Source organism: Streptomyces sp. NPDC044044, assembly GCF_056434405.1.
This window is the reverse complement of sequence record NZ_JBWKFG010000003.1, coordinates 527358-552170: the sequence shown is the minus strand read 5'-3', so window position 1 is coordinate 552170 and position 24813 is coordinate 527358. Positions and strand designations below refer to the sequence as shown.

The window sequence follows — 24813 nt, the reverse complement described above, 5'->3', positions numbered from 1 at the left end:
GGGCGCCTACCTCAGCTTGGGGTCGAGGGCGTCGCGCACCGCGTCGCCGAGCATGATGAACGCGAGCACGGTGATGGCGAGCGCGCCGGCGGGCCAGAGCAGCATGTGCGGGGCGTTGCGGATGTACTGGGAGGCGGCCGAGATGTCGATGCCCCAGCTCACGGTCGGCGGCTTCAGACCCACACCGAGGTACGAGAGGGTCGCCTCCAGGGCGATGTACGTGCCGAGCGCGATGGTGGCGACCACGATCACCGGCGCGACCGCGTTCGGCGCGATGTGCCGCAGGAGCATCCGCGAGTTGGACGCGCCGAGGGCCCGCGCCGCCTGGACGTAGTCGTTCTGCTTGGCGGTGATGACGGATCCGCGGGCGATGCGCGAGAGCTGCGGCCAGCCGAGCAGGACCATGAAGCCGATCACCGGCCAGACGGTGTTGCTGGTGACGACCGACAGGAGCACCAGGCCGCCGAGCACGACGGGGATGGAGAAGAAGACGTCGGTGATCCGGGAGAGGATCGCGTCCCAGAACCCGCCGAAGAACCCCGCGAGCCCGCCGAGCACGCTGCCCAGGATCGCGACACCGAGCGTGGCGCAGACGCCGACGGTGACCGAGGCGCGGGCCCCGTACACGGTCCGCGTGTAGACGTCGCAGCCCTGTCCGTCGAAGCCGAAGGGATGGCCTGAGGTGGAGCTCTTCTGGGCGTTGGCGAGGTCGCAGTCGAGCGGGTTGCCGGAGGCGATCAGGGACGGCCAGATCGAGATGACGACGAGGAAGGCGATGATGAGGCCCGAGATGATGAAGATCGGGTTCCGTCGCAGCTCGCGCCAGGCGTCGGACCACAGGCTGCGGGCCGGGGCCGACGGCCCTGTGCCCTGCGGGCCGCCGGGGGTCTTCTCCAGCGTCGACCCCTCGGTCGCCGCGAGGTCCATCGCGCCGCCCGCACCGGTCGGGGCGATGGCTCCGTCTGGCTCTCGGGGTTCAGGCATAGCGGATCCTCGGGTCGAGTACGGCGTACAGGAGGTCGACGACCAGGTTGGCCACCAGGAAGACCAGGACGAGGACGGTCACGAAGCCGACGACGGTCTGTGTGCTCTGGCGGAGAATCCCCTGGTAGAGCTGGAAGCCGACGCCGTGGATGTTGAAGATCCGCTCGGTGACGATCGCGCCGCCCATCAGCGCGCCGATGTCCGTGCCGATGAAGGTGACCACCGGGATGAGTGAATTGCGCAGCAGGTGCCGGGTGATGACGCGGCGCCTGGGCAGTCCCTTCGCGATGGCCGTGCGGACGTAGTCGGCGCGGCGGTTCTCGGCGATGGAGGTCCGGGTGAGCCGGGTGACGTACGCCAGGGAGACCGAGGCGAGGACGAGGCCCGGCACGATGAGTTCGTTCAGGGGCGCCTCCGAGGAGACGGAGGGTTTCATGACGCCCCATTCGACGCCGAGCAGCAGCTGGAGCAGCAGGCCGGTGACGAAGGTGGGGATCGCGATGACGACGAGCGTCAGGAGCAGCACGACGGTGTCGATGGGGCGCCCGCGCCGCAGCCCCGTGACGACGCCCAGCGAGATGCCGATGACGATCTCGAAGACGATCGCGACGAGCGTCAGCCGGATCGTGAGCGGGAAGGCCGTCGACATCAGCTCGGTGACCTTCTGCCCGTTGAAGGCGGTACCGAAGTCGCCGGTGAAGACATTGCCCATATAGGTCGCGTATTGCTGCCACACGGGCTTGTCGAGGCCGAATTCCTTCTTCAGCTGCTCGGCCGTCGCGGGGTCGCACTTTCGGTCCCCGCACAGGCCCGCGATGGGGTCGCCCATCACGTTCACCATCAGGAAGATCAGCAGCGTGGCGCCGAAGAAGACGGGGATCATCTGCAGCAGACGCCGGATCACATAACGTCCCATGAAGGGCTCCGGAAGTAACGGGAGCGGTCATCCGGCGCGCATCACCGCGCCGGATGACCGCTCCCTGGCCTCAGCTGACCTTGATCTCGTTGTAGACCGGGACGCTGAACTGGTTCAGCGTCACGTCGGAGACCTTGTCCGAGTAGCCGGCACTGCCGTTCTGGTACCAGAGCGGAATGACCGCCATCTGCTCGGCGAGCACCTTTTCGGCGTCCTGGAAGGTGGAGACGGCCTTCGCGGTGTCGGTCTCGGCGTTGGCCTTGTCGACGAGCTCGTCGAATTTCTTGTCGGACCACTTTCCGTCGTTGGACGGGGCGTCCGTGTAGTACAGCGGCTGCAGGAAGTTCTGGATCAGCGGGTAGTCCATCTGCCAGCCCGCGCGCCAGGCTCCGTCCAGCTTCTGCTGTGAGGCCTTGCTGCGGAAGTCGGCGAAAGTGCCGACCGGACTTCCGACACAGGACTTGTCATTGCCCAGGGCCTTGTTGATGGAGTTGCAGACGGCGTCGACCCATTCCTTGTGCGAGCCGGTGTCCGCGTTGTACGTGATCTTCAGCGTGCCGCCGGGGATGCCGCCGCCGTCCGCGATCAGCTTCTTCGCCTGGTCCGCGTCGTACTTGCAGGGGTCGCCGCAGAGCCCGGACTTGTAGCCGCCTGCCTCGCCGAGCACCGGCGACGTCCAGTCGGTGGCGGGGGTACGGGTCTTCTGGAAGATGGTCTCGGTGATCTGCTCACGGTTGATCGCCATGGAGAGCCCCTGGCGGACCTTCTCCATTCCGGCCTTCGACCACTTGCTGTCGTAGAACGGGAAGGCGAGCGTCTGGATGATGCCCGCCGGGGTGTTGATGTAGCGGTCACCCAGGTCGTTCTTGGCGTTCTTGAGCTGCGAGGCGGGAACGTCGTCGACGAGGTCGAGGTTGCCCGCCATCAGGTCCGTGTAGGCGGTGTTGTTGTCGGTGTAGACCTTCAGGTCCACACCGCCGTTCCGCGCCTTGTCCTCACCGCTGTACCCGTCCCATTTCCGCAGGGACATCTTCGATCCCTTGGCGTACGAGTCCACGGTGTACGGACCGTTTCCGACGGGCTTGGCGAGCCACGCGTCGTGGTCGTCGTAGAACGCCTTGGGCAGCGGCGCGAAGGCCGGATAGCCGAGGGTCTTGGGCCAGGTGGAGAACTTCTGCGTGAGCTTGACGGTGAAGGTGGTGTCGTCGACGACCTTCAGTCCGGAGAGCGTGTCGGCACTGGCGTCACCCTTCTCCGGGTGGACCTTGTCGTAGCCCTCGATATAGCCGAAGAAGTAGGCGTTCTTCTGATTGTTCTTCAGATGGGCGCCGTAATTCCAGGCGTCGACGAAGGACTTCGCGGTGATCTTCTCGCCGTTGCTGAACTTCCAGCCGTCCTTGATCTTCACGGTGAAGGTCTGCGAGTCCTTGGTGTCGATCTTCTCGGCGACCATGTTCTTGGCCTCGCCGGTCTTCGGGTCGTACCGCATCAGACCGCGGAAGATCATGTCGAGCACCTTGCCGCCCTGCACCTCATTGGTGTTGGCGGGCTCCAGCGGGTTCTGCGGATCCCCCCACGAGGAGCCCACGATCCCGGAGCCGTCGCCGCCACCGCCGCTGTCCCCGCCTCCACCGCAGGCGGTCGCCGCGAGTGCGACGGTCACCGCGCATGCGGCCCACTTGGCGTGCGTGGCTCCACGCATGGAGAGCCTCCCTTTCAGGCCTAAGTCTGACTTAGGCCCAAATACACCGCAGTGAGTGGCTCTCCGCATCTTTATGGGGGCTTTCCGGGGCTAGTAGGACCGGGGAAACCCTCGGATGCCGCTGCGGGGAGAGACCGGCGGGCGGGGAGGCGCGAGTCCCGCCCGCCCGGACACGGGCCGCCCCGTCATCCGCGCCGCCCCTCCACCTCGATCTCCACCACGGACACCCAGCCGCGCCACCGCTCGACGCTGACGCGGAGCCGCGACGAGGACTCCGTGGTGCCGGACCAGTACGGGTCCGCCCCCTCCGTGTGCTCCCGCAGACCGCATTCGGTCAGTGCGTCGCGCAGGAGGGACACCTCGTCCGCCGCGACGGATTCACTGTCGTACTCGGTGACCCGCTGCCTGGCGCGGGCGCCCTTGTCGCCGTAGTACTCCGTGCCGTACTGGACCTGGCTCGGCGCCTTCCGCCCGGCGTCCGATCCTGGGCAGCTGTTGTCCCCGCCCACCTTCGGCAGGGGCAGGTCCACCATCACCTCCTCCTCCATGCCCGTCCAGTGCCACTTCGCGGCCTGCGGCATGAGCTCGGGCGTCAGGAGCCGCACGACTCCGCCCACCTTGAAGGGATTCGCCGTCGGCGTGGCCGCGGGCCGCACCTCCCTGCCGTCGCCGCCGCTCCCCCCGGAGGCAACGCCCCATGTCAGCGCCCCCGTCACCACCGCGGCGACAGCCACTCCCCCGGCGACACGCCTGCGCGCGGTCCGCCTCTCGCCCCGCGCCCGCAGCTCGGCCCCGCTCGGCATCCGTACGACGACGTCGTCCAGCAGCTCTTCGACCTCAGCCATGGTGGGCCGCCCCTTCCGCGGTGAAAGCAGTCGTGTCGGTCAGGCGCTCCCCCAGTGCCTTGCGGGCCCGGCTCAGCCGGGTGCGAACCGCCCCGTTGGACGCGCCCGTCTCCCGGGCGATCTGGTCCACGGGAAGGTCGAGCAGGTGGTGCAGCACCACCACGTGGCGCTGCTGAGCCGGCAGTTCACGCAGCGCCTCCACCAGCGCGACCCGGTCCGCCGACAGCTCGGGCACGTCGGCCGCGGCTCCGTGCCGGAACTGCGCGCGCAGCCGGCCCCTGGTCCGCCGCCACGCGCTGATGGCGAGCCGGGACGCCACCGTGCGCACCCACGGCAAGGGATCGCCCTCCCGCGTCAGCCGCTCCCACCGCTGCCACGCCCGCACATACGCCTCCTGCACGGCGTCCTCCGCCTCCGCCAGATCACCGGTCATCGCATAGACCGTGGCGACCAGTCTCTTGGCGGTCGCGGCGTAGAACGCGTCGAACTCCGCGGAGTGGTCCGCGTGGTGGCCCGCGTCTTTTGGCCGTGTGGTCATCGTCCCCCCGTCCGTCCCTGGGTTCCGCTTCTGACCTGGACACGCTCGGCGGCGCCCGGACGTTACGCACGAAAAATGGGGGCGCCCGGAACCGAGTGGTTCCGGGCGCCCCCATCACGTACGGCCAAGAGCCGAGGCCGAGACTACGCCGCGTGCACGACGTCCTTCTCCTCCGCGAAGTGACACGCCGACTCATGCGCCGCCGGGGTGTCCTGGCCCGCGAACCGCTGCGGGATCGCGAGCAGCGGGGTCTCCTCGGCGCACTTCGCCTCCGCCTTCCAGCAGCGGGTGCGGAAGCGGCAGCCCGAGGGCGGGTTCGCCGGGGACGGGACGTCGCCGGTGAGGATGATCCGCTCGCGGCCCTCACGAGCCTCCGGGTCCGGCACCGGCACCGCGGAGAGCAGCGCCTGCGTGTACGGGTGCGTCGGGTGCTCGTAGATCTGCTCGTCCGAGCCGATCTCCGCCATCTTGCCGAGGTACATCACGCCCACGCGGTCCGAGATGTGCCGGACGATCGACAGGTCGTGCGCGATGAAGAGGTACGAGAGGTTGAACTCGTCCTGCAGCTTCTCCATCAGGTTGATGACCTGGGCCTGGACGGAGACGTCCAGGGCCGAGACCGGCTCGTCGCAGATGATGATCTCGGGGTTCAGGGCCAGACCGCGCGCGATGCCGATGCGCTGGCGCTGGCCGCCCGAGAACTGGTGCGGGTAGCGGTTGATGTACTCCGGGTTCAGGCCCACCACGTCCAGGAGGTCCTGGACCTTCTGGCGGCGCGAGCCCTTGGGAGCCACCTCGGGGTGGATCTCGAAGGGCTCCCCGATGATGTCGCCCACCGTCATACGGGGGTTGAGCGAGGTGTACGGGTCCTGGAACACCATCTGGATGTTGCGGCGGACCGCCTTCAGCGCGCGCCCGGACAGCTTGGTGATGTCCTGGCCCTTGTAGAAGACCTCGCCCGCGGTGGCCCGCTCCAGCGTCATCAGGAGCTTGGCGACGGTGGACTTGCCACAGCCGGACTCACCCACGATGCCGAGCGTCTCGCCCTGGTAGAGGTCGAAGGAGATCCCGTCGACCGCCTTGACCGCGCCGATCTGCTTCTTGATGAGGATTCCCTGCGTGAGCGGGAAGTGCTTCACCAGGTTGCGGACCTGCAGGATCGGCTCGCCCCGCTCGACCGGTGCCTCGATCGCGGCCACGGCCTCCTCGGCGGTGGCCGCGTCGACCGTTTCCACCTCGGAGACGTTCGGGGTCGCGTCCTGAGGCTCGTCGGTCTTCTTGAGCTCAGCCATGGATCGTCTCCTTCCAGAAGTGGCACGCGCTGCCGCGGCCCGGCATCTCCGACCCGTCCTGCTCGGCCACCGGCACCAGGGCCGGAATGTCCGTACGGCAGATGTCCTGCGCCTTGGGGCAGCGCGGGTTGAAGGCACAACCGGGCGGGATGTGGAGCAGGTTGGGCGGCAGGCCCTTGATCGCGTAGAGCTCCTGGCCCTTCTGGTCGAGACGGGGGATCGACTCGAGCAGACCGCGCGTGTACGGGTGCGCGGGGCGCTTGTAGAGCTCGTGGACCGGGGCCGTCTCGACGATCCGGCCCGCGTACATCACCGCGATCTTGTCGGCGACGTCCGCGACCACACCCAGGTCGTGGGTGATCAGGATCAGACCCATGTTGTACTCGCGCTGGAGATCGGCGAGCAGGTCCATGACCTGTGCCTGGACCGTCACGTCGAGAGCCGTGGTGGGCTCGTCCGCGATGATCAGGTCCGGCTCCAGGGCGAGTGCCATCGCGATCATGATGCGCTGGCGCATACCGCCGGAGAACTGGTGCGGGTAGTCGTTCACCCGCTCCTTGGCGGCCGGGATCTTCACCCGCTCCATGAGCTCGATCGCCTTGGCCTTGGCCTGCTTGCGGCTCATGCCCTCGTGCACCCGGAACATCTCGCCGAGCTGATAGCCCACCGAGAGCACGGGGTTGAGCGACGACAGCGCGTCCTGGAAGATCATCGCGATCTTGCGGCCGCGGATCTTCCTGCGCTCCTCGTTGGACATCTTGAGCATGTCCTGGCCGCGGAAGAGGATCTCGCCCTGCGGGATCCTGCCGGGCGGCATGTCGAGGATGCCCATGATGGCCTGGGCCGTCACGGACTTGCCGGAGCCCGACTCACCGAGGACGGCGAGCGTCTCGCCCGCGTCCACGCTGTAGTTGACGCCGTTGACGGCCTTGACTTCGCCTTCGCCGGTGTGGAACTCGACGTGCAGGTCCTTGACGTCCAGGAGCCTGCCGCCCTTTTCCTCGCCCGAGCGGGGGGCGGGAACCGAGTCTTCCTTGATGTCGATGCTGGTCATTTACGCCTCCCTCAGCGCAGCTTCGGGTCGAGGGCTTCGCGTACGGCGTCACCCATCATGATGAACGCCAGCACCGTGATACTCAGCATTCCTGCCGGGAAGAACAGCGTGTGCGGGTTGTTCCGGATGTCCTGCGTCGCCTTGGAGATGTCGCCGCCCCAGGAGATCGCGTCGTCGGCGAGGCCGAGGCCCAGATACGACAGCGTCGACTCGGCGACGATGTACGTACCGAGCGAGATGGTCGCCACGACGATCACTGGAGCCAGCGCGTTCGGCAGGATGTGGCGGAACAGGATCCGCTTGGTCCCGGCGCCGAGCGCGCGCGCCGCCACCACGTAGTCGGCGTGCTTGGTGGTGATGACCGCACCGCGCATCACGCGGGCGATCTGCGTCCAGCCCAGGAAGGCGAGGGCGCCCATGACGACCCACACCGTGCGGTTGGTGAACGCGTTCAGGACGACCATGGCGCCGAGCAGGAACGGGATGCCGAAGAACACGTCCGTGAGCCGGGAGAGCAGGCTGTCCCAGAAGCCGCCGAAGTAACCGGCGAGCATGCCGCACAGGCCGCCGAACAGCGTGACGAGGATGGTCACGCCGACGCCGACGAGGATCGAGTTCCGCGTGCCGTAGACGACGCGGGCGTAGATGCTGCGGCCCTGGCGGTCGAACCCGAACCAGTCGGCCTGGAAGAAGTGGCCGAGCTCCGGAGGCTTCAGGAAGTCGTTCGCCAGGTCGCCGCTCGTCGGGTCCGTGCTGGTGAACAGGCCGGGCACGAGCGCGACCATGGCCAGGACCACGATGAGCACCGCGGAGATCATGAAGAGCGGATTGCGGCGGAGGTCCCGCCAGGCATCCGCCCCGAGGCTGCGGGGCTTCCCGGGCGCCGGCGTCGCGGACACCGCGGCACCTGCCACGACTTCGTCCTGCGCCGCGGCCTTCTCGTCCGTGGTGGAGGTCTTGGTGAGGTCAGGCATAACGGATCCTCGGGTCCAGGACCGCGTAAAGCAGGTCGACGATCAGGCTGGCTATGAGGTACACGATCACCAGGACGGTGACGACACCGACGATGACCGCGCCCTCACGGCGGGCGAGAGCCTGGAAGAGGAGGTTGCCGACGCCCGTCACGTTGAAGATGCCCTCGGTGATGACCGCGCCACCCATCAGGGTGCCGATGTCCGTGCCGAGGTAAGTCACCACGGGGATCAGCGAGTTGCGCAGCAGATGCCGGGTGACGATGCGCTGTCGCGGCAGTCCCTTGGCGACAGCGGTCCGCATGTAGTCGGCCGACCGGTTCTCGGCGATCGACGTACGCGTCAGTCTTGCCACGTACGCGAGGCCGACCATGCCGAGCACGATCGCGGGGACCAGCAACTGGCTCATGCTCTCGGAGTCCTGGACCGTGGGTGTGATCCACCCCAGCTCGTTGCCGAAGAACAGCTGGCAGAGCAGTCCGATGACGAAGATCGGAACGGAGATCACGAGGAGCGTGAACAGCGTCACGGTGTTGTCGACGAACCGGCCGCGCCGCACACCGGCGAGAACGCCGAGCGTGATGCCGACGATGAGCTCGAACGTCCAGGCCATGGAGGCCAGTCGCATCGAGACCGGGAACGCCTGGGAGATCTCGTCGAGGACCGGCCGGTTACCGGCGATGGTCTTGCCGAAGTCTCCTTGCAGAAGACCGCCCATGTAGTGCAGATACTGCTGCCAGAGCGGCAGATCCAGACCTCGGTCGTGGCGAATCTGCGCCACCTGTGCCGGGTCCGGCGGCTTGTCTCCCCACAGCGCCCGCACGGGGTCGCCGGGGAGCACGTTGACCATGATGAAGATCAACAGGGTTGTCCCGATGAAAACCGGGATCATCTGGAGCAGTCGCCGCGCGACATAACGCCCCATTGGTGCCTCCGTCCAATCCGGAGCCGCCCGAAGCGACGCCCGGGATCGCCGGGCGTCGCTTCGGGAACTGGCCTCCGACGCCTACTTCTCGAAGACCTCGATGTCGGTGAGGACGGGGTCGCCAGCCTGGTCGAACTCGACGCCCTTCACGTTCTTCGAGTAAGCGGAGAGCGTCTTGTTGTACCAGAGCGGGATGCCCGGGAAGGTGTTGACGAGCTCCTTCTCGGCCTCCTGGTACAGCGCGGCGGACTCGTCGATCGTCTTCGCCGCGTCGGCCTTCTTGGTCAGCTCGTCGAACTTCTTGTCCGAGAAGCCGCCCTTGTTGCCGTCGACGCCCGTGCCGTAGAGGTCGGCGAGGAAGTTGCCGTTGAACGGGTAGTCGAGCACCCAGCCCGACCGGTACATCGCCTTGACCTGCTTCTTGTCCCGCACCTCGGTGTCGGCCTGGAAGTCGGTCTTCGGGTCGCCGGTGCACTTCACGCCGGTCGACTTGGTGATGCTGTTGCACACCGCCGTGACCCAGCCCTCGTGGGGCTGGTCGGCGTTGTACTGGATGGTGATCTTGTTGCCGGGAACGCCGCCGCCGTCCTTGACGAACTGCTTGGCCTTCTTCGGGTTGAACTTGCAGAACTCACCACAGGCGCCGGCCTTGTAGCCCTTGACGCCCTTGGCGACCCAGCCCGAGGCGGACTCACGGGTGCCGGCGAACGTCTGCTTGGCGATGGTGTCGCGGTCAATGGCCATCGAGAGGCCCTGGATGACCTTGACGTCCATGTCCTTGAACGTCTTGCTGTAGAACGCCGGGTTGACCGTGTTGATCGCCGAGAAGTCCTGCTCGATCGCGCGGTCGCCGAAGTCCTGCTTGAAGTTGGCGAGCTCGCTGTCGGGGATGATCGGCATCGTGTCGACGTTGTCGGAGCGCAGGTCGTTGTAGGCGGCCTGCGGCGTCGTGTACGCCTTGAAGTTGACGCCGCCGTTCTTCGGCTTGTTGGCGCCCTTGTACTGCGGCCAGGCCGTGACCTGGATCGACTTCTTGTGGTCCCAGCTCTTGAACTTGTAGGGACCGTTGCCGACCGGCGCCTCGCCGAACTTCTTCGGGTCCTTCAGCGCGCCCGAGGGCAGCGGGTAGAAGGGCGAGTAGACGAGCTTGTACGCGTAGTACGGGATACCCGTGTTCAGCGTGATCGTGAAGGTGTTGTCGTCGACGACCTTCAGGCCGGACATGGTCTTGCCCGTGCCCTTCCCCTTCTCGGGGTGGACCTTGTCGTAGCCGACGATGTCGCGGTACCAGGCGCTGTTCTGCTGACCGTTGGCCGGGTCGGCGGACCAGTTCCAGGCGTCCACGTACGACTTGGCGGTGACGGCCTCGCCGTTGTGGAACTTCCACCCCGGCTTGAGCTTGACGGTCCACACCTTGTTGCTCTTGTCGGGGGTGACCGACTCGGCGTTCTCGTACGTGATGTTCCCCTGCTTGTCGTAGTTGACAAGCCCCGTGAAGAGGGAGTTGATGACGACGCTGCCGTACGCCTCCATGGTGTTGGCAGGCTGCAAGGCGTTCTGCGGCTCACCGTTGGCGTAACTGACGATCCCCTTGGGGTCGACCTTGCCGCTGTTGCCGCCGCTGTCGCTGCCGCCGCCGCAGGCCGTTGCCGTCAGCGCCACGACACCCGCTATCGCGACCCACTTGGCGCTCTTGGCACCACGCATGGGGTTCCTCCTCATGAGTCCACTTGTTCACTACAAGAGGGGGTACGAGAAACCGCGCCGACACCCCTGACGGCGCGTAGATCGAGTACCCCAGTGTGCTCGTGAGTCGGCGCTCCCCACAGCGCGTGACCCATTGACCCGAGCTATACGCGGTCAACTATTAGCCATGAGGTACCGCCCGACCACACTCTTTTGGTCTCGGTTCAATCACACCTGGTGCGTACAACTTCCAAAATCCGGACAAACCGATCCGAGATAGATGGTTGCGAAACGGACGTGTTACACATCTAACGGTCAACGGCGTCCGCATTCCGGACAGATGGCCCAGGAAAACCGGTTGCGACGGACCGCGCCGGAGGCGAGTCGCGGCGGCCTCGCGGCGCTTTCGGGGGCGGCTCTGTGGACGCGCGTAGATGCGCGGAGAGTCGCGGCGGCGGAAGAACCCGCGCCCCCGGGGTGTGGGCCAGCGTAGTGCCGCTGAGGGTCCCGCAAAGGGGTATCCGGGCCAGACAGCGCGAGAGGCCGGCCCCCGCCTCTCCCTGGGGAGGGGCGGAAACCGGCCTCGGGTGCCGAATTCGCCGGGCGTCAGCGGCAGTTGCGCCGGGTGGTGCGGAGCCCTGGGCCCCGCACAAAGCTTTGTCCCGGCTTTGCTCCGGCCTTAGCCGTGCTTGGCGCGCGAGGCGGAGCGGCCACGCTGCTTGGCGTCCAGGACGACCTTGCGGATGCGCACGGTCTCCGGGGTCACCTCGATGCACTCGTCGTCGCGGCAGAACTCCAGGGACTGCTCGAGCGACAGCTTGCGGGCGGGCACGACGTTCTCGGTCGTGTCCGCGGAAGCCGCACGCATGTTGGTGAGCTTCTTCTCCTTGGTGATGTTCACGTCCATGTCGTCGGCGCGCGAGTTCTCGCCGACGATCATGCCCTCGTACACCTCGGTGCCGGCCTCGGTGAAGATGACACCGCGCTCCTGGAGGTTGACCATCGCGAACGGCGTGACCGAACCCGAACGGTCCGCGACGAGCGAGCCGTTGTGACGGGTGCGCAGGTCGCCGAACCACGGCTCGTGACCCTCGAAGATCGAGTGCGCGATGCCGGTGCCGCGGGTCTGGGTCAGGAACTCCGTACGGAAGCCGATGAGGCCACGCGACGGAACGATCCACTCCATGCGGATCCAGCCGGAGCCGTGGTTGGTCATCGTCTCCATGCGGCCCTTGCGGGTCGCCATCAGCTGCGTGATGGCGCCGAGGTGCTCCTCGGGCGAGTCGATCGTCATGCGCTCGATCGGCTCGTACGTCTTGCCGTCGATCTGCTTGGTGACGACCTCGGGCTTGCCGACGGTCAGCTCGAAGCCCTCGCGGCGCATCTGCTCGACCAGGATGGCGAGCGCGAGCTCACCACGGCCCTGGACCTCCCAGGCGTCGGGACGCTCGGTGTCCAGGACACGGAGCGAGACGTTACCGATGAGCTCCTTGTCCAGACGGTCCTTCACCTGGCGGGCGGTGACCTTGTGGCCCTTGCCGCCCTTGCCGACGAGCGGCGAGGTGTTGGTGCCGATGGTCATGGAGATCGCGGGCTCGTCGACCGTGATCAGCGGGAGCGCGATCGGGTTCTCGGGGTCGGCGAGGGTCTCACCGATCATGATCTCCGGGATACCGGCGATGGCGCAGATGTCACCCGGGCCAGCCTTCTCGGCGGGCTTGCGCGTGAGCGCCTCCGTCATCATCAGCTCGGTGATGCGGACGTTGGACATCGTGCCGTCGCGCTTGATCCACGTGACGGTCTGGCCCTTCTTCAGCTCACCCTGCTCGACACGGCACAGGGCGATACGGCCGAGGAAGTTGTCGGCGTCCAGGTTCGTGACGTGAGCCTGGAGCGGGGCCTCCTCGTCGTACTCCGGAGCCGGGACGGTGTCCAGGATCGTGGAGAAGAACGGCTCCAGGTTCTCGCTGTCGGCCGGGACGGTGCCGTCCTCCGGCTTGGTCAGCGAGGCGACGCCGTCACGGGCGCAGGCGTAGACGATCGGGAACTCGATCTGGTCCTCGTCCGCGTCCAGGTCCAGGAACAGGTCGTACGTCTCGTCGACGACCTCGGCGATCCGGGAGTCGGGGCGGTCCGTCTTGTTGATGCACAGGATGACCGGCATCTTGGCCGCGAGGGCCTTGCGGAGCACGAAGCGGGTCTGGGGCAGCGGGCCCTCAGAGGCGTCCACGAGGAGGACGACCGCGTCCACCATCGACAGGCCGCGCTCGACCTCACCACCGAAGTCGGCGTGGCCGGGGGTGTCGATGATGTTGATGGTGATGACGTCTCCGCCATCCTTGGGGTGGTACTTGACGGCCGTGTTCTTGGCCAGGATCGTGATGCCCTTCTCACGCTCCAGGTCGTTCGAGTCCATCATGCGGTCGTCGAGGGACTCGGCTGCGTGCGCGGCGAAGGAGCCGGCCTGCTTGAGCATGGCGTCGACCAGGGTGGTCTTGCCGTGGTCGACGTGGGCGACGATGGCAACATTACGAATGTCATGGCGCGTGGGCATACGAGCTGCGCTTCTCCCGGGAAGAGTGGACGGCGGCGCGTACGGTCCGGTACGCGTGCCCTGCCGGGCAGAACACGCCACGGCCTCACCCCAGTCTACGTGCCTTACGTGGAGGTGACCTCCGCGGGGCCCTCGTAGGGGTCTGACCAGGGGTTTCAGGGGTTTATCGGTGCTGCTGGACAGAACGTGCAGGTCAATGGGTGGAAATGACCTTGCCCGCCGGTGGTGCCGACGGGCAAGGGAGTTGAGCGGAATCTGAGCGTGACCTCCGACAGCTGTCGCAGGGAGCTGCCGGACGGAGCTATTTCGCCGCCGGCTTGCCCGAGGGCTTCGCGCCCGGCTTCAGGAAGCCCATGTCCTCGAAGACCGGGGACTGGAAGCCGAAGGCGCCCGCGTTCGCGAGATTCGTCCGGGCCGCCATCAGCTGGGGGCGCTGATAGAGGGGAATGGATCCCGCCTCGGCCCAGATGCGGGCGTCGGCCTTCCTGACCAGGGCGCGGCTCTCGTCCTCGTCGAGCTCACCCATCGCCTGATCGAACAACTGATCGATGTGGTCCGTACCGACCCGCGTGTAGTTCTGCTCGACATTCAGGGAGCCGTCCGCGGCCGGCACCGGCTTGGCGAAGATCGGACGCGCGTCCGTGGCCGGGAAGGCCGACGCGGGCCAGGAGTAGAGGGCGAGGTCGTACTGCCCCGACGCGATGTGGTCCTTGAAGTAGCTGTCGTCGGAGACCTTCGCCGTCTCCGTGCGGATGCCGATCTTCTCCAGCATCCGCGAGATCCGGTCGGCCACGGTCCGCAGCGACTCCGAGCCCTCGCCGGACGGCAGGACGAAGCGGAGGGTGAGCGGCTTGCCGTCCTTCGCCATGGGGCCGCCCGCCGCCGGGTCCGCCGCGGCGGGCGCCGCGGTGCCCTTGGGGGCGTACGCGCCGGGCGCGCCGCCCTTGGCGGCCTGCTTCTCGGAGTGCTTCTCCGCGCGCTTCTCGGCCCGCTTCTCCGAGCGCTTCTCGGCGTGCTGCTTGGCGTGCCCGCCGGGGTCCTTCTTCTTCTCCTTGTCCGCCTCGCGGTGAGCCGTGAGGGACGCCGCCTGGCGGGTCAGCGCCGCTTCCTGGTAGGCCGCCGCGGGAGCGGGCGCGAGCACCGAGGTGCCGCTGTCGCCCGGCTTCTGGTCGTCCTCGGCCTTCTGGTCGTCCTCGCCGACGACGTACGTGCCGTCGTCGCCCGAGTCCTCCCCTGAATCCGAGTCCGAGCCGGAGTCCGAGCTGGAGTCCGAGCTGGAGTCCGAATCCGAGCGGGACTCCTTCTTCGCCTTCTTGGCGTCCGCCTCGCTCCCGGCCGTCTTGCCCTTCGGCTCCTTCAGCGGACCGCCCGGCGTCCACCCCGCGTCCGCGAGCAGCGCCCGCGCCTCGGTGGTGTCCTGGTCGCCCAGGGCCCCGCTGTTGTCCGCGTACGCCTGCTGCCCGGCGAGGGCCAGGTGGCTGCCGACCGGCTCCGCGGGCAGGCCGAGCGGCGTCAGGACCGCCTTGGCGAGCTCGTCGCGGTCAAGAGCGCGGGCCACCGCGCGGCGCACCCGGTCGTCGGCGAGCGGTCCCTCGGTGCCGTTGAGGGCGAGCTGGGTGTAGGCCGGTTCGAGGGACTTGCGGACGGTGTAGCCCCGCAGGCCCGTCTGCTCGGTGGCGTACTTCTTGATCGCCTTGTGGGTCTTCTCGCGGGCCTGCTGCTCGGTGTCGGCCGCCTCCTCGTCGGAGCCGTTGGCGATCGCCCAGGAGCGCAGCGCCTTGGCCGGGGTCAGCTGCGCCTCGGGGCCGTGGCTCAGCGGACCCTGGGCGCCCTGGTCACGGGCGGCATTCGTGATGCGTCGCGCCTCCGGGGCGTCGACCTCGGCGAGGTCGACCTTGCCCTGCGCGAGGGCAGCGGCGCGCTCCTCGCGCGGGACCTCGCGCAGGACGACCTTGGAGAGCTTGGCGGGCCTGCCCCACCAGCGCGGGTTGCGGGTCAGCGTGACCTCGTCGGCCTTGCTGTCGAAGTCCTGCACCGCGAAGGGACCCGCGCTCACCTTGAGCTTGTGCCGCGCACCGTCGTTGAAGGTGTCAGGAGTACCCATGACCTCCTTCGGGTACAGCGGCGAGAAGAGCGAACGCCAGTCCGCGTACGGCTTGTTGAAGGTGACACGCACCTCCAGGTTGTTCGCGCCGCGCTCGACCTTCTCGATGCGGTCGTAGCCCGCGTTGCGCGCCGTCCAGTACGCGCTGTCCTTCCCGGACAGGGCACGCTGCTGCGCCGCGAAGTCATCGGCCCCGATCTCCCGGCCGTCGCTCCACACCGCCTGCTGGTTGAGCTTGTAGAGCACGACCTGCTTGGGCTCGCTCTCGACGACCTTCGCGGACTCCAGGAAGTCGGTGTTCTGCTGCGCCCTGCCCTGCGCGTCGAGGCGGAACATCGACGGCAGCACCGCGCCGGCGATCCGGGTCGTGCCCGAATCGGCGTCCGACTGGAAGGAGTTGAGGGTCTCCGGCATCGCGTCGACGGCCCAGTTCATGGTCCCGCCGTCGGCGACGAGATCCCGGGCCGCTGGCGCGACGTCCTGCCCTGCGGTCGGGGAGCCTGCCTCGTCCTGAGAGCTGCAGGCGGCGAGGGCGGGCAGAGCTAGCACGCCCGTGGCGAGGAACACGGCAGATCTCAGTCTGGCGCGGTCTGGGGACATGGCGGGTACCTCCGGGGCTCGCCCGGCCGCCCGCTACCAGGACCGGGGCCGGGTTTGATCACGTTTGGCGGTATATGGAGCTGATCACATCTATCGACCCACTGAAGGGGACCGGGGACGGCACACGGGAGCGACACGGCGTGGGGGCGCCAGATCCCACTCGTGCGGCCCAACCAGGCGTGACCGAGCGTGACGACGGCGTCGGCGCGCGCCCCGACGCACGGTCGGGACGGCGGCATGCACCCCGGCGCATTTCAGCGCCTGCGAGCCGGGAATCCCGGCAGATCCCTTCACAAGCCGGGATGTGACGCGCGACACTCGCAGGCGCATGAACGTTGCCGCCGCACCCCTGAAGTGAGGGCAAGTCATGGCTCTGCAGGATGATCTGACGGCTGTTCAGCGCTGCGTCGACGATCTGGTCCGCACCGTCGGCAAGCTGGAGCAGCAGGTCGGCGAGGGTTCCCAGGGCGGTCCTGCCGGGATCGACGTCCGCCGCGTCCGCACGGACACCGACCACCTGCGCGAGAGCGTCGCGCTCCTTCGCGCCACGACCCCGGGCCCAGGCGGCGCACCACAGAAGCGCCCCGACCTGGTCACCATCCCCGATACGCCGTACGACAGCTCGCTGTGGACGGACTCGGACGACGAGGGCCTCGGCGCCAGCGACCGGCGCGCCCCCTGAGCCGACCCGCGCGCCCCGAGCGACTGAGCCTCGCCGCCCACCCGAGGGACACGCCCACCTGAGGACAAAGGAGTGGAGCCTCGTTGGCCACTGGCACGGAACCCCATCTGAACAGCGGTCAGGATCCCGGCGGCGTACGAGCGGCGACGCGCGCCGCGATCAGCGCTGCCCATCTGCGGACCGACCGCTGGTGGCTCGCGCCCGCCGCGACCGCCGCGGGCCTCTTCGCCTTCATCGTCTACTCGACGTGGCGGGCCTTCGCGAACGCGGACTACTACGCGGCGCCCTACGTCTCACCGTTCTACTCGCCGTGCCTCGCCGAGAACTGCGAGCCGATGCGGTCAGGGCCCAACTGGGAGATCTTCGGCAGCTGGTGGGGCCTGTCCCCCGCCCTGCTCATCCTGATCTTCCCGCTCGGCTTCCGCCTGACCTGCTACTACTACCGCAAGGCCTACTACCGCGGCTTCTGGGCCTCGCCACCCGCCTGCGCGGTCGCCGAGCCGCACAAGAAGTACTCCGGAGAGACCCGCTTCCCGCTCATCCTGCAGAACATCCACCGCTACTTCTTCTACGCGGCGGTTCCGGTGGCGGGCATCCTCACGTACGACACCGTGCTCTCGTTCCGCGACGAGCACTACGAGTGGGGCCACATGGGCCTCGGCACCCTCGTCATGCTGGTCAACATCACGCTGATCTGGGCGTACACGCTCTCCTGTCACTCCTGCCGGCACATCGTCGGCGGCAAGCTCAAGCACTTCTCCAAGCATCCCGTGCGGTACCGCATGTGGCAGTGGGTCGGAAAACTGAACGCACGGCACATGCTGCTCGCCTGGGCCTCCCTGGTGAGTGTGGCGCTCGCCGACTTCTACGTGTATCTGATCGCGTCCGGCGCCTTCGATGATCCGAGGTTGTTCTGATGTCTCAAGTGGAGCGGCAGCAGTGGGACGTTGTCGTGGTGGGAGCCGGAGGAGCGGGCCTGCGGGCCGCGATCGAGGCACGGGAGCAGGGCGCGCGTACGGCCGTGATCTGCAAGTCCCTGTTCGGCAAGGCCCATACGGTGATGGCCGAGGGCGGCATCGCCGCCTCCATGGGCAACGTGAACTCCGGCGACAACTGGCAGGTCCACTTCCGCGACACCCTGCGCGGCGGCAAGTTCCTCAACCAGTGGCGGATGGCCGAGCTGCACGCACGCGAAGCACCCGACCGGGTCTGGGAGTTGGAGACCTGGGGCGCGTTGTTCGACCGCACCGCGGACGGCCGCATCTCCCAGCGCAACTTCGGGGGGCACGAGTATCCACGCCTGGCGCACGTGGGCGACCGGACCGGCCTCGAACTGATCCGTACGCTCCAGCAGAAGATCGTCTCCCTCCAGCAGGAGGACGAACGCGAATTCGGAGACTACGAAGCACGCCTGAAGGTCTTCCAGGAGTGCACGGTCACCCGCGTGCTGAAGGAGGGCGAGCGGGTCAGCGGAACGTTCTGCTACGACCGCGAGTCCGGCCGCTTCTTCGTGCTCGAAGCCCCCAGTGTGGTCCTGGCGACCGGTGGCATCGGCAAGTCCTTCAAGGTGACGTCGAATTCGTGGGAGTACACCGGTGACGGGCACGCGCTCGCGCTGCTCGCCGGTGCGCCGCTCCTCAACATGGAGTTCGTGCAGTTCCACCCGACGGGGATGGTCTGGCCGCCCTCGGTGAAGGGCATCCTGGTCACCGAGTCGGTGCGCGGCGACGGCGGAGTACTGCGCAACTCCGAAGGCAAGCGTTTCATGTTCGACTACGTACCGGACGTCTTCAAGGAGAAGTACGCGCAGTCGGAGGACGAGGGCGACCGCTGGTACGAGGATCCGGACCACAACCGCCGTCCCCCTGAGCTGCTGCCGCGCGACGAAGTGGCGCGCGCCATCAACTCCGAGGTGAAGGCGGGCCGCGGATCGCCGCACGGCGGGGTCTTCCTCGACGTGTCGACGCGCATGCCCGCCGAGGTCATCCGGCGCCGACTCCCCTCCATGTACCACCAGTTCAAGGAGCTCGCGGACGTCGACATCACGGCCGAGGCGATGGAGGTCGGACCGACCTGCCACTACGTGATGGGTGGCATCGCGGTCGAGTCGGACACGGCGGCGGCACAGCGCGTGCCGGGTCTGTACGCGGCGGGCGAGGTCGCCGGCGGCATGCACGGCTCCAACCGGCTCGGCGGCAACTCCCTCTCCGACCTGCTGGTCTTCGGACGGCGCGCGGGACTGCACGCGGCGCGGTACGCGGCAGGGTTCCCCGGGGCCGACGCGCGGCCCCTGGTCGACGAGGTCCAGGTGGACACGGCCGCGGCCGAGGCGCTGCGGCCGTTCAGCGCGGAGGGCCCCGAGGACGGGGCGACGCCGGAGAACCCGTACACCCTCCACCAGGAACTGCAGCAGACGATGAACGACCTGGTCGGCATCATCCGCCGCGAGGGCGAGATGGAACAGGCCCTGGAGAAGCTGGCGGAACTGCGGGTACGGGCACGGCGGGCCGGGGTCGAGGGCCACCGCCAGTTCAACCCCGGCTGGCACCTCGCGCTCGACCTGCGCAACATGCTTCTTGTCAGCGAGTGCGTGGCGCGGGCCGCCCTGGAGCGCACGGAGAGCCGGGGCGGGCACACCCGCGAGGACCATCCGGGCATGAACCGCGAATGGCGCCGCGCGAATCTGCTCTGCCAGCTCACGGACCCTTCGGGTGGTCTTGCGGCCACGGACCCCGTGCGCGGCCAGATCGACCTGGTGCGGGTCACCACCGAGCCCATCCGTCCTGACCTGCTTGCTCTCTTCGAGAAGGAAGAGCTGGTCAAGTACCTGGCCGAAGAGGAGCTTTACGAGTGAGTACCGCTACACCGAGTTCTTCGAGTACGTCGTACGACGCGCGGTTCCGGGTCTGGCGCGGGGACGTCAAGGGCGGCGACCTGGAGGACTTCACGGTCGAGGTCAACGAAGGCGAGGTCGTCCTCGACATCATCCACCGCCTGCAGGCGACCCAGACTCCCGACCTCGCGGTGCGCTGGAACTGCAAGGCGGGCAAGTGCGGTTCGTGCTCGGCGGAGATCAACGGCCGGCCACGGCTGATGTGCATGACGCGGATGTCGGTGTTCAGCCGCGATGACGTCATCACGGTGACACCGCTGCGGGCCTTTCCCGTGGTGCGGGACCTGGTGACGGACGTCGGCTTCAACTACACGAAGGCGCGGGAAGTACCGGCCTTCGTGCCACCGGCGGACCTCGGCCCCGGCGAGTACCGCATGCAGCAGGCGGACGTCGACCGCTCCCAGGAGTTCCGCAAGTGCATCGAGTGCTTCCTGTGCCAGGACACGTGCCATGTCGTGCGCGACCACGAGGAGAACAAGACGGCGTTCGCGGGTCCGCGCTTCCTGATGCGGGTGGCGGAACTGGACATGCACCCGCTGGACGCGGCGGCGGAGAGCGGCCTCGACCGCAAGCAGACCGCCCAGGACGAGCACGGACTCGGCTACTGCAACATCACGAAGTGCTGCACGGAGGTGTGCCCGGAGGGCATCAAGATCACGGACAACGCGCTGATTCCCCTGAAGGAACGGGCGGTTGACCGGAAGTACGATCCGCTGGTCTGGCTCGGGAACAAGATTCGGCGGCGGGGGGAACGATAGCCCTGGGGATCGGCTGAGGCTTGCGTGGGAGGATCTTGAGTCTTCGGCGTGGGGGTAATCCCCCACGCCGAAGACTCAAGATTTCCCCCATGGTCACGGGCTCGGGACGAGATCAGCATTGAGGCATGAACTCTTCCTCTACCTCGGCTTCTTCCTCTTCCCTGGCTTCTTTCTCTTCCACGGCTGTGGCTCGCCCGGCGCCCCGCTCGGCTTTAACTCGGCGCTCGGTGCTGGGACTTGCCGCGGCCGGTCTGGCGGCGACGCTTCTGACTGCCCCGGCTCCCGCGCAGGCGCGGCCCATGGGCATCGAGGCGAAGCTCCCCGGGCCCACGGGACCGCACCGGATCGGCACGGTGTCGACGCGCATCGTCGACACGTCACGGCTCGACCCGTGGGTGAGGTCCGTGCCGTACCGAGAGCTGATGATCAGCGTCTGGTATCCGGCGGCGGGAAGGCCGGGCGGCACGGGACACCGCCTCGCTCCGTACATGGCGCCGGGCGCGGCAGCGCGCTGGAACGCGATGGCACCCCACGGCATCCCCAAGGACGCGATCGACTTCGCCGCCATACGGACGCACGCGCGGGAGGGAGCCCCGGCCGACACGAGCGGCGGCCGACGGCCGGTCCTGCTGTACGCGTCGGGCGCCAACGACCCGCGCACGTGGGGTACTTCGGCGGTGGAGGAGCTGGCGAGCCACGGCTATGTGGTGGTGACGATCGACCACACCTATGAGGCGCCAGGGGTGCAGTTCCCCGACGGCTCGGTGAAGGACGACGCCCCACTCCTCAAGGCCTTCGAGGAGGCACAGCAGAACGACAGGGTGCCGGAGCTGCTCAAGAAGGTCCTGGACGTCCGGGTGGCCGACTCGAAGTTCGTCCTTGACCGCCTCGGCTCGCTGCCGAACGGACTGTCCAAGGTCGTGGACCAGAAGCGGGTGGGCATGTTCGGCCAGTCGGCGGGCGGGATCGCGGCCGCCGAGACGATGTACGAGGACAGCCGGGTCAAGGCAGGCCTGAACATGGACGGCACCCTGGAGAACAACCCCGAGCCGAAGGGCACGAACCTGACGCCCGTGGCCCAGCATGGCCTGACACGCCCGTTCCTCCTGATGGGCAGGCAGGGCAACGACCGCACCACAGAGCCGTCGTGGCGAGAGTTCTGGTCCCACACGACCGGCTGGAAGCGGAATCTGACCCTGCGCGGCTCGGTGCACCAGACGTACACGGACCTGGCCGCGCTGCTCCCGCAGGCCGGGGTGGACCGGAAGGTCATCGAGGAGCACATAGGCACGGTCGACCCGGACCGCGCGGTGGCGGCGGAGCGGGCCTACGCGAAGTCGTTCTTCGACCGCTGGCTGCGGGGTCAGAACGACCACCTGCTGGACGGCCCTTCGGGGAAGTATCCGGAGGTGGAGTTCGCGGGATGAGGCTCTCTCGCCGCATCGGATGCCGGATCCCCCGCGGCCGATGAGCCCCACGCGTACCGATGGCCCCTGCGCGTAGCCCCTGCGCGCGCGAGGGCGGCGGCTTACGCTCCCGGCATGGGGATGACTGATCAGCTGCTCGGCTCAGGACGCACCGCGGATGTCTTCGCGCTGGACGACACCTGGGTTCTGCGTCGGTACCGGGACGGGACCGACGCGACGGACGAGGCCGACGTCATGACGTATCTGTCGGAGCAGGGCTATCCCGTACCGCAGATCCGCCCGGCCGAGCCCGGGGCTCCGCGTACGGACCTGGTCATGGGGCGGCTGACCGGGCCGACCATGGCGGAGGCCGCGATGCGGGGCGCTGTCACCCCGGAGGACGCGGCAGTGATCCTCGCCCGGCTACTGCACACGCTGCACGCTCTTCCGGCCCGCTCGTCCACCTCGCCCACGGACCGCGTCCTGCACCTGGACCTCCACCCGGAGAACGTGATCCTGACGGCTGAGGGCCCCGTGGTGATCGACTGGGCCACCACGGAGGAGGGCCCGCCCGGCCTCGACTGGGCGATGTCGGCGCTGATCCTCGCGGAGGTCGCGGTGAGCGGCAGACCAGAGGCGGCGGGGTCACGCGCCGCTCTGGCCACGCTCCTGACGGACGCGGCGGTCGATGTCGGGGCCACCGCCGCCGACCACCTGGCGGAGGCCCGCGCACGCCGGGCCGCGAATCCGACGCTGGGGGCGGAGGAGCTGCGGTGGCTGGAGGCGGCGGCGCAACTGGTTGTCGAGTTGGGGTAGTTGAGGGGCTGGGCTGGTTGACGGGCTGGGCCGGTTGAGCCAGCTGAGGGCGGGGGTGGTCAGTCAGTTGGCTGGTCGGCTGGTCCAGGGAGGGGTGGGGTCGCTGCTGGTCGGGGGTGGGGCCGCTGCCTTGCGTTCCGCGTGAGTCAGCCAGTTCAGGTACCACTGGGCGAACGTGACGCGAGAACCACCTTCCCGTCCTCCGGGCTGCTCGCCTGCACGCCGGATCGGGAGCACTCCCTCGCCCACCGCCCGGACGTCCTCCCACATGGTGCCGCGCTCGGGGCCCGTGACGACGAGCAGCGTGTAGTACGCGCAGCCTTGCTCGCCCACGCAGAGGGTTCCCTCGGTGAGGGCGTCGAGAAGTGCGTCGTGCCGTGCGTCCCAGGCGCGGTAGTCGCGCAGGAACCGCGCCTCGGCCTCCGCGGTGTCGGCGTAGGCGGCGCGTAGCGGTTCCGCGGACTCGTGCGCGTCCAGTTCCTGAGTACGTTCAGGACGGAACGGTGGCTCGGCGGACGCGGCCCGCTCGGCAGATGCCATCGACTCAGCAGACGCCATCGGCTCGACAGATGCCATCGGCTCGACCGACTTGATCGGGAACAGGCCGTAGTCCGGGCCTGCCCCGCCCGCGCCGACCTCGAGGAGGAAGCTCCGGTACTCCTCCGGGAAACCGAAGCCGAGCCGCCGCTCCGCCGCCAGCACCTGCCCCTCGGTCAGTACCGGGCTCAGCTCGAAGCCGTGACCGTACGTACCGAAATCCGCGCCGAACACCGACCGCCACCGCGGTGCTTCTCGGAGGGCGAGCACGCGCTCCCTTACTCCCGCCCAGACCCCGTCCACCTGCGCTCCTCCCCGTCACGGCCGACGCCGGAAGCAGACCCGGCCTTGCCCAGGGTCACCGTACGCGCCTACTGTGAATGCGCTTTCAATCCGGTTCAGGCCGGTTCCAGAACGAGAAACGAGCAGGCGGTCGGGTGAGCACAACCCCCACGGTGTACGACGTCGCCGAGCGGTCGGGCGTCTCCATCGCGACGGTGTCCCGGGTCTATCGCAACCCGGACTCCGTCCGTGAGACGACCCGGGAGCGGGTCCTCGCCGCGGCGCGCGAGCTCGGGTACGTACCGAGTGGAAACGCGCGCGGGCTCGCAAGCCGATCGACGGGCGTGCTCGGGCTCTGCTTCCCCGACTACTCGGACCCGGACACGGAGATCGAGGCAGCAGCGGCCGACGCCGACGACGACCACGCCTTCATGCTCTACTCCGACCAGATCATCCGGGGCATGGAACGGGCCGCACGGCGGCACGGGTACGCGCTCCTGATCGCCGCCTCCCTCAAGGGCGGTCCGGAGAGCCAGGTGGCGAAGGTCGCCGGGCGGGTCGACGGGTTCGCCGTCCTCGCGAGGACCGTGCCGACCGAGGATCTCGACATCATCTCGCGACGCCTGCCTATCGTGATGCTCGCGGGCCCCCGTGAGAACGACGAGCTCGACCACCTCGACCACATCGAGGTCGCCAACGCCGACGGCCAGCGCGAACTGACCCGGCACCTCATCGAGGACCACGGGCTGCGGCGGCTCGTCTTCATCGGCGGCGCGAAGTCGTCGCCGGACGCAGAAGCGCGGTTCCGCGGCTATCAGGAAGCGTGCCGGGCGGCGGGCCTCCCCGTACGCGAAGAGCCCGACCTGCGCACGGAGATGATGACGCAGGCCGAGGGCGAGCGCGCCACGGACGCACTGCTGGACCGGTCAGAAGGGGAGGGCGGAACCCCGGGCGGCGGCACGGTGCCGGAGGCCATGATCTTCGCCAATGACCAGATGGCCGTGGGCGCGCTGCATGCCCTTGAGCGGCGCGGGGTGCGGGTGCCGGAGGACGTGGTGGTCACCGGGTTCGACGGCATTCCGCTGAGCCGCCTGGTGCGGCCCGCGCTGACCACCGTGCGGCAGCCGATGCGTCAACTCGGCGAGGAGGCGGTCGAGTTGCTGGTGCGGAGGCTGGGCGGGGAGCGTGCTGGTGAGCCGGTGTCGTTGATGCTGCCGGTGACGGTGGCTCGGCGGGCCAGCTGCGGCTGCGGAGAGCGCTAGCTCTCT

At 68.3% G+C, this 24813-nt stretch carries 20 protein-coding genes; 7 read left to right on the top strand and 13 right to left on the bottom strand.

Annotated elements, in window-relative coordinates:
* Positions 1 to 6: 6 nt before the first annotated feature.
* The 12 genes from AC07AG_RS13400 to AC07AG_RS13345 all read right to left on the bottom strand — a co-directional run bounded on the left by AC07AG_RS13400 (position 7) and on the right by AC07AG_RS13345 (position 16171).
* Entirely contained in the window at positions 7 to 984 is a 978-nt protein-coding gene (locus AC07AG_RS13400; RefSeq protein WP_478754768.1) for an ABC transporter permease, read from the bottom strand.
* Positions 977 to 1900 carry an ABC transporter permease gene (locus AC07AG_RS13395; RefSeq protein WP_478754746.1) on the bottom strand — a complete coding sequence of 308 codons (924 nt, stop codon included), beginning with the start codon at positions 1898 to 1900 and terminating at the stop codon, positions 977 to 979. Before AC07AG_RS13395 ends, AC07AG_RS13400 begins: the two co-directional genes overlap by 8 nt.
* Before the next feature lie 70 nt (positions 1901 to 1970).
* Positions 1971 to 3602 (bottom strand): peptide ABC transporter substrate-binding protein, encoded by a 1632-nt coding sequence (locus AC07AG_RS13390; protein WP_478754744.1) that lies wholly within the window; start codon positions 3600 to 3602, stop codon positions 1971 to 1973.
* 185 nt (positions 3603 to 3787) lie between these two features.
* Positions 3788 to 4447, bottom strand: a complete 660-nt coding sequence (locus AC07AG_RS13385; protein WP_478754742.1) for a hypothetical protein — start codon at positions 4445 to 4447, stop codon at positions 3788 to 3790.
* Positions 4440 to 4985 carry a SigE family RNA polymerase sigma factor gene (locus AC07AG_RS13380; RefSeq protein WP_478754740.1) on the bottom strand — a complete coding sequence of 182 codons (546 nt, stop codon included), beginning with the start codon at positions 4983 to 4985 and terminating at the stop codon, positions 4440 to 4442. Before AC07AG_RS13380 ends, AC07AG_RS13385 begins: the two co-directional genes overlap by 8 nt.
* 143 nt (positions 4986 to 5128) lie before the next feature.
* Complete coding sequence (locus AC07AG_RS13375; RefSeq protein ID WP_249587953.1) at positions 5129 to 6277, bottom strand: ABC transporter ATP-binding protein; 1149 nt, start codon at positions 6275 to 6277, stop codon at positions 5129 to 5131.
* The gene (locus AC07AG_RS13370; protein ID WP_478754738.1) at positions 6270 to 7331 is read right to left on the bottom strand and encodes an ABC transporter ATP-binding protein; all 1062 of its coding nucleotides are present in this window, start codon (positions 7329 to 7331) and stop codon (positions 6270 to 6272) included. Before AC07AG_RS13370 ends, AC07AG_RS13375 begins: the two co-directional genes overlap by 8 nt.
* Before the next feature lie 11 nt (positions 7332 to 7342).
* Positions 7343 to 8305 carry an ABC transporter permease gene (locus AC07AG_RS13365; protein ID WP_478754736.1) on the bottom strand — a complete coding sequence of 321 codons (963 nt, stop codon included), beginning with the start codon at positions 8303 to 8305 and terminating at the stop codon, positions 7343 to 7345.
* Positions 8298 to 9227 (bottom strand): ABC transporter permease, encoded by a 930-nt coding sequence (locus AC07AG_RS13360; protein ID WP_249587956.1) that lies wholly within the window; start codon positions 9225 to 9227, stop codon positions 8298 to 8300. The genes AC07AG_RS13365 and AC07AG_RS13360 overlap by 8 nt, the downstream gene beginning before the upstream one ends.
* A gap of 81 nt (positions 9228 to 9308) precedes the next feature.
* Positions 9309 to 10934 (bottom strand): peptide ABC transporter substrate-binding protein, encoded by a 1626-nt coding sequence (locus AC07AG_RS13355; RefSeq protein ID WP_478754733.1) that lies wholly within the window; start codon positions 10932 to 10934, stop codon positions 9309 to 9311.
* A 658-nt stretch (positions 10935 to 11592) separates the two neighbouring features.
* Positions 11593 to 13467, bottom strand: a complete 1875-nt coding sequence (gene typA, locus AC07AG_RS13350; protein ID WP_361050582.1) for a translational GTPase TypA — start codon at positions 13465 to 13467, stop codon at positions 11593 to 11595.
* A gap of 301 nt (positions 13468 to 13768) precedes the next feature.
* A complete protein-coding gene (locus AC07AG_RS13345; protein ID WP_478754731.1) occupies positions 13769 to 16171 on the bottom strand; it encodes an ABC transporter family substrate-binding protein in 2403 nt (800 codons plus the stop codon).
* Positions 16172 to 16538: 367 nt separating this feature from the next.
* Between AC07AG_RS13345 and AC07AG_RS13340 the strand changes: the two genes are divergently transcribed.
* The 6 genes from AC07AG_RS13340 (at position 16539) to AC07AG_RS13315 (ending at position 22726) form a co-directional block, all read left to right on the top strand.
* The gene (locus tag AC07AG_RS13340; protein WP_478754729.1) at positions 16539 to 16853 is read left to right on the top strand and encodes a hypothetical protein; all 315 of its coding nucleotides are present in this window, start codon (positions 16539 to 16541) and stop codon (positions 16851 to 16853) included.
* An 83-nt stretch (positions 16854 to 16936) separates the two neighbouring features.
* The gene (locus tag AC07AG_RS13335) at positions 16937 to 17770 is read left to right on the top strand and encodes a hypothetical protein (protein WP_478754727.1); all 834 of its coding nucleotides are present in this window, start codon (positions 16937 to 16939) and stop codon (positions 17768 to 17770) included.
* Complete coding sequence (locus tag AC07AG_RS13330) at positions 17770 to 19707, top strand: fumarate reductase/succinate dehydrogenase flavoprotein subunit (RefSeq protein WP_478754725.1); 1938 nt, start codon at positions 17770 to 17772, stop codon at positions 19705 to 19707. Before AC07AG_RS13335 ends, AC07AG_RS13330 begins: the two co-directional genes overlap by 1 nt.
* Positions 19704 to 20504 (top strand): succinate dehydrogenase/fumarate reductase iron-sulfur subunit, encoded by an 801-nt coding sequence (locus tag AC07AG_RS13325; protein ID WP_478754723.1) that lies wholly within the window; start codon positions 19704 to 19706, stop codon positions 20502 to 20504. Before AC07AG_RS13330 ends, AC07AG_RS13325 begins: the two co-directional genes overlap by 4 nt.
* A gap of 227 nt (positions 20505 to 20731) precedes the next feature.
* Entirely contained in the window at positions 20732 to 21931 is a 1200-nt protein-coding gene (locus tag AC07AG_RS13320; RefSeq protein WP_478754721.1) for an alpha/beta hydrolase, read from the top strand.
* 114 nt (positions 21932 to 22045) lie between these two features.
* Entirely contained in the window at positions 22046 to 22726 is a 681-nt protein-coding gene (locus tag AC07AG_RS13315) for a phosphotransferase (RefSeq protein WP_478754719.1), read from the top strand.
* A gap of 63 nt (positions 22727 to 22789) precedes the next feature.
* Here the strand turns inward: AC07AG_RS13315 and AC07AG_RS13310 are convergent, their stop codons facing one another.
* Positions 22790 to 23533: an SMI1/KNR4 family protein gene (locus AC07AG_RS13310; protein ID WP_478754717.1), complete on the bottom strand. Its 744-nt coding sequence runs from the start codon at positions 23531 to 23533 to the stop codon at positions 22790 to 22792.
* Positions 23534 to 23718: 185 nt separating this feature from the next.
* Here AC07AG_RS13310 and AC07AG_RS13305 point away from each other — a divergent pair, with 185 nt between their 5' ends.
* On the top strand, positions 23719 to 24807 hold the full coding sequence (locus AC07AG_RS13305; protein ID WP_478755537.1) for a LacI family DNA-binding transcriptional regulator: 1089 nt from the start codon (positions 23719 to 23721) through the stop codon (positions 24805 to 24807).
* Positions 24808 to 24813: the final 6 nt, after the last annotated feature.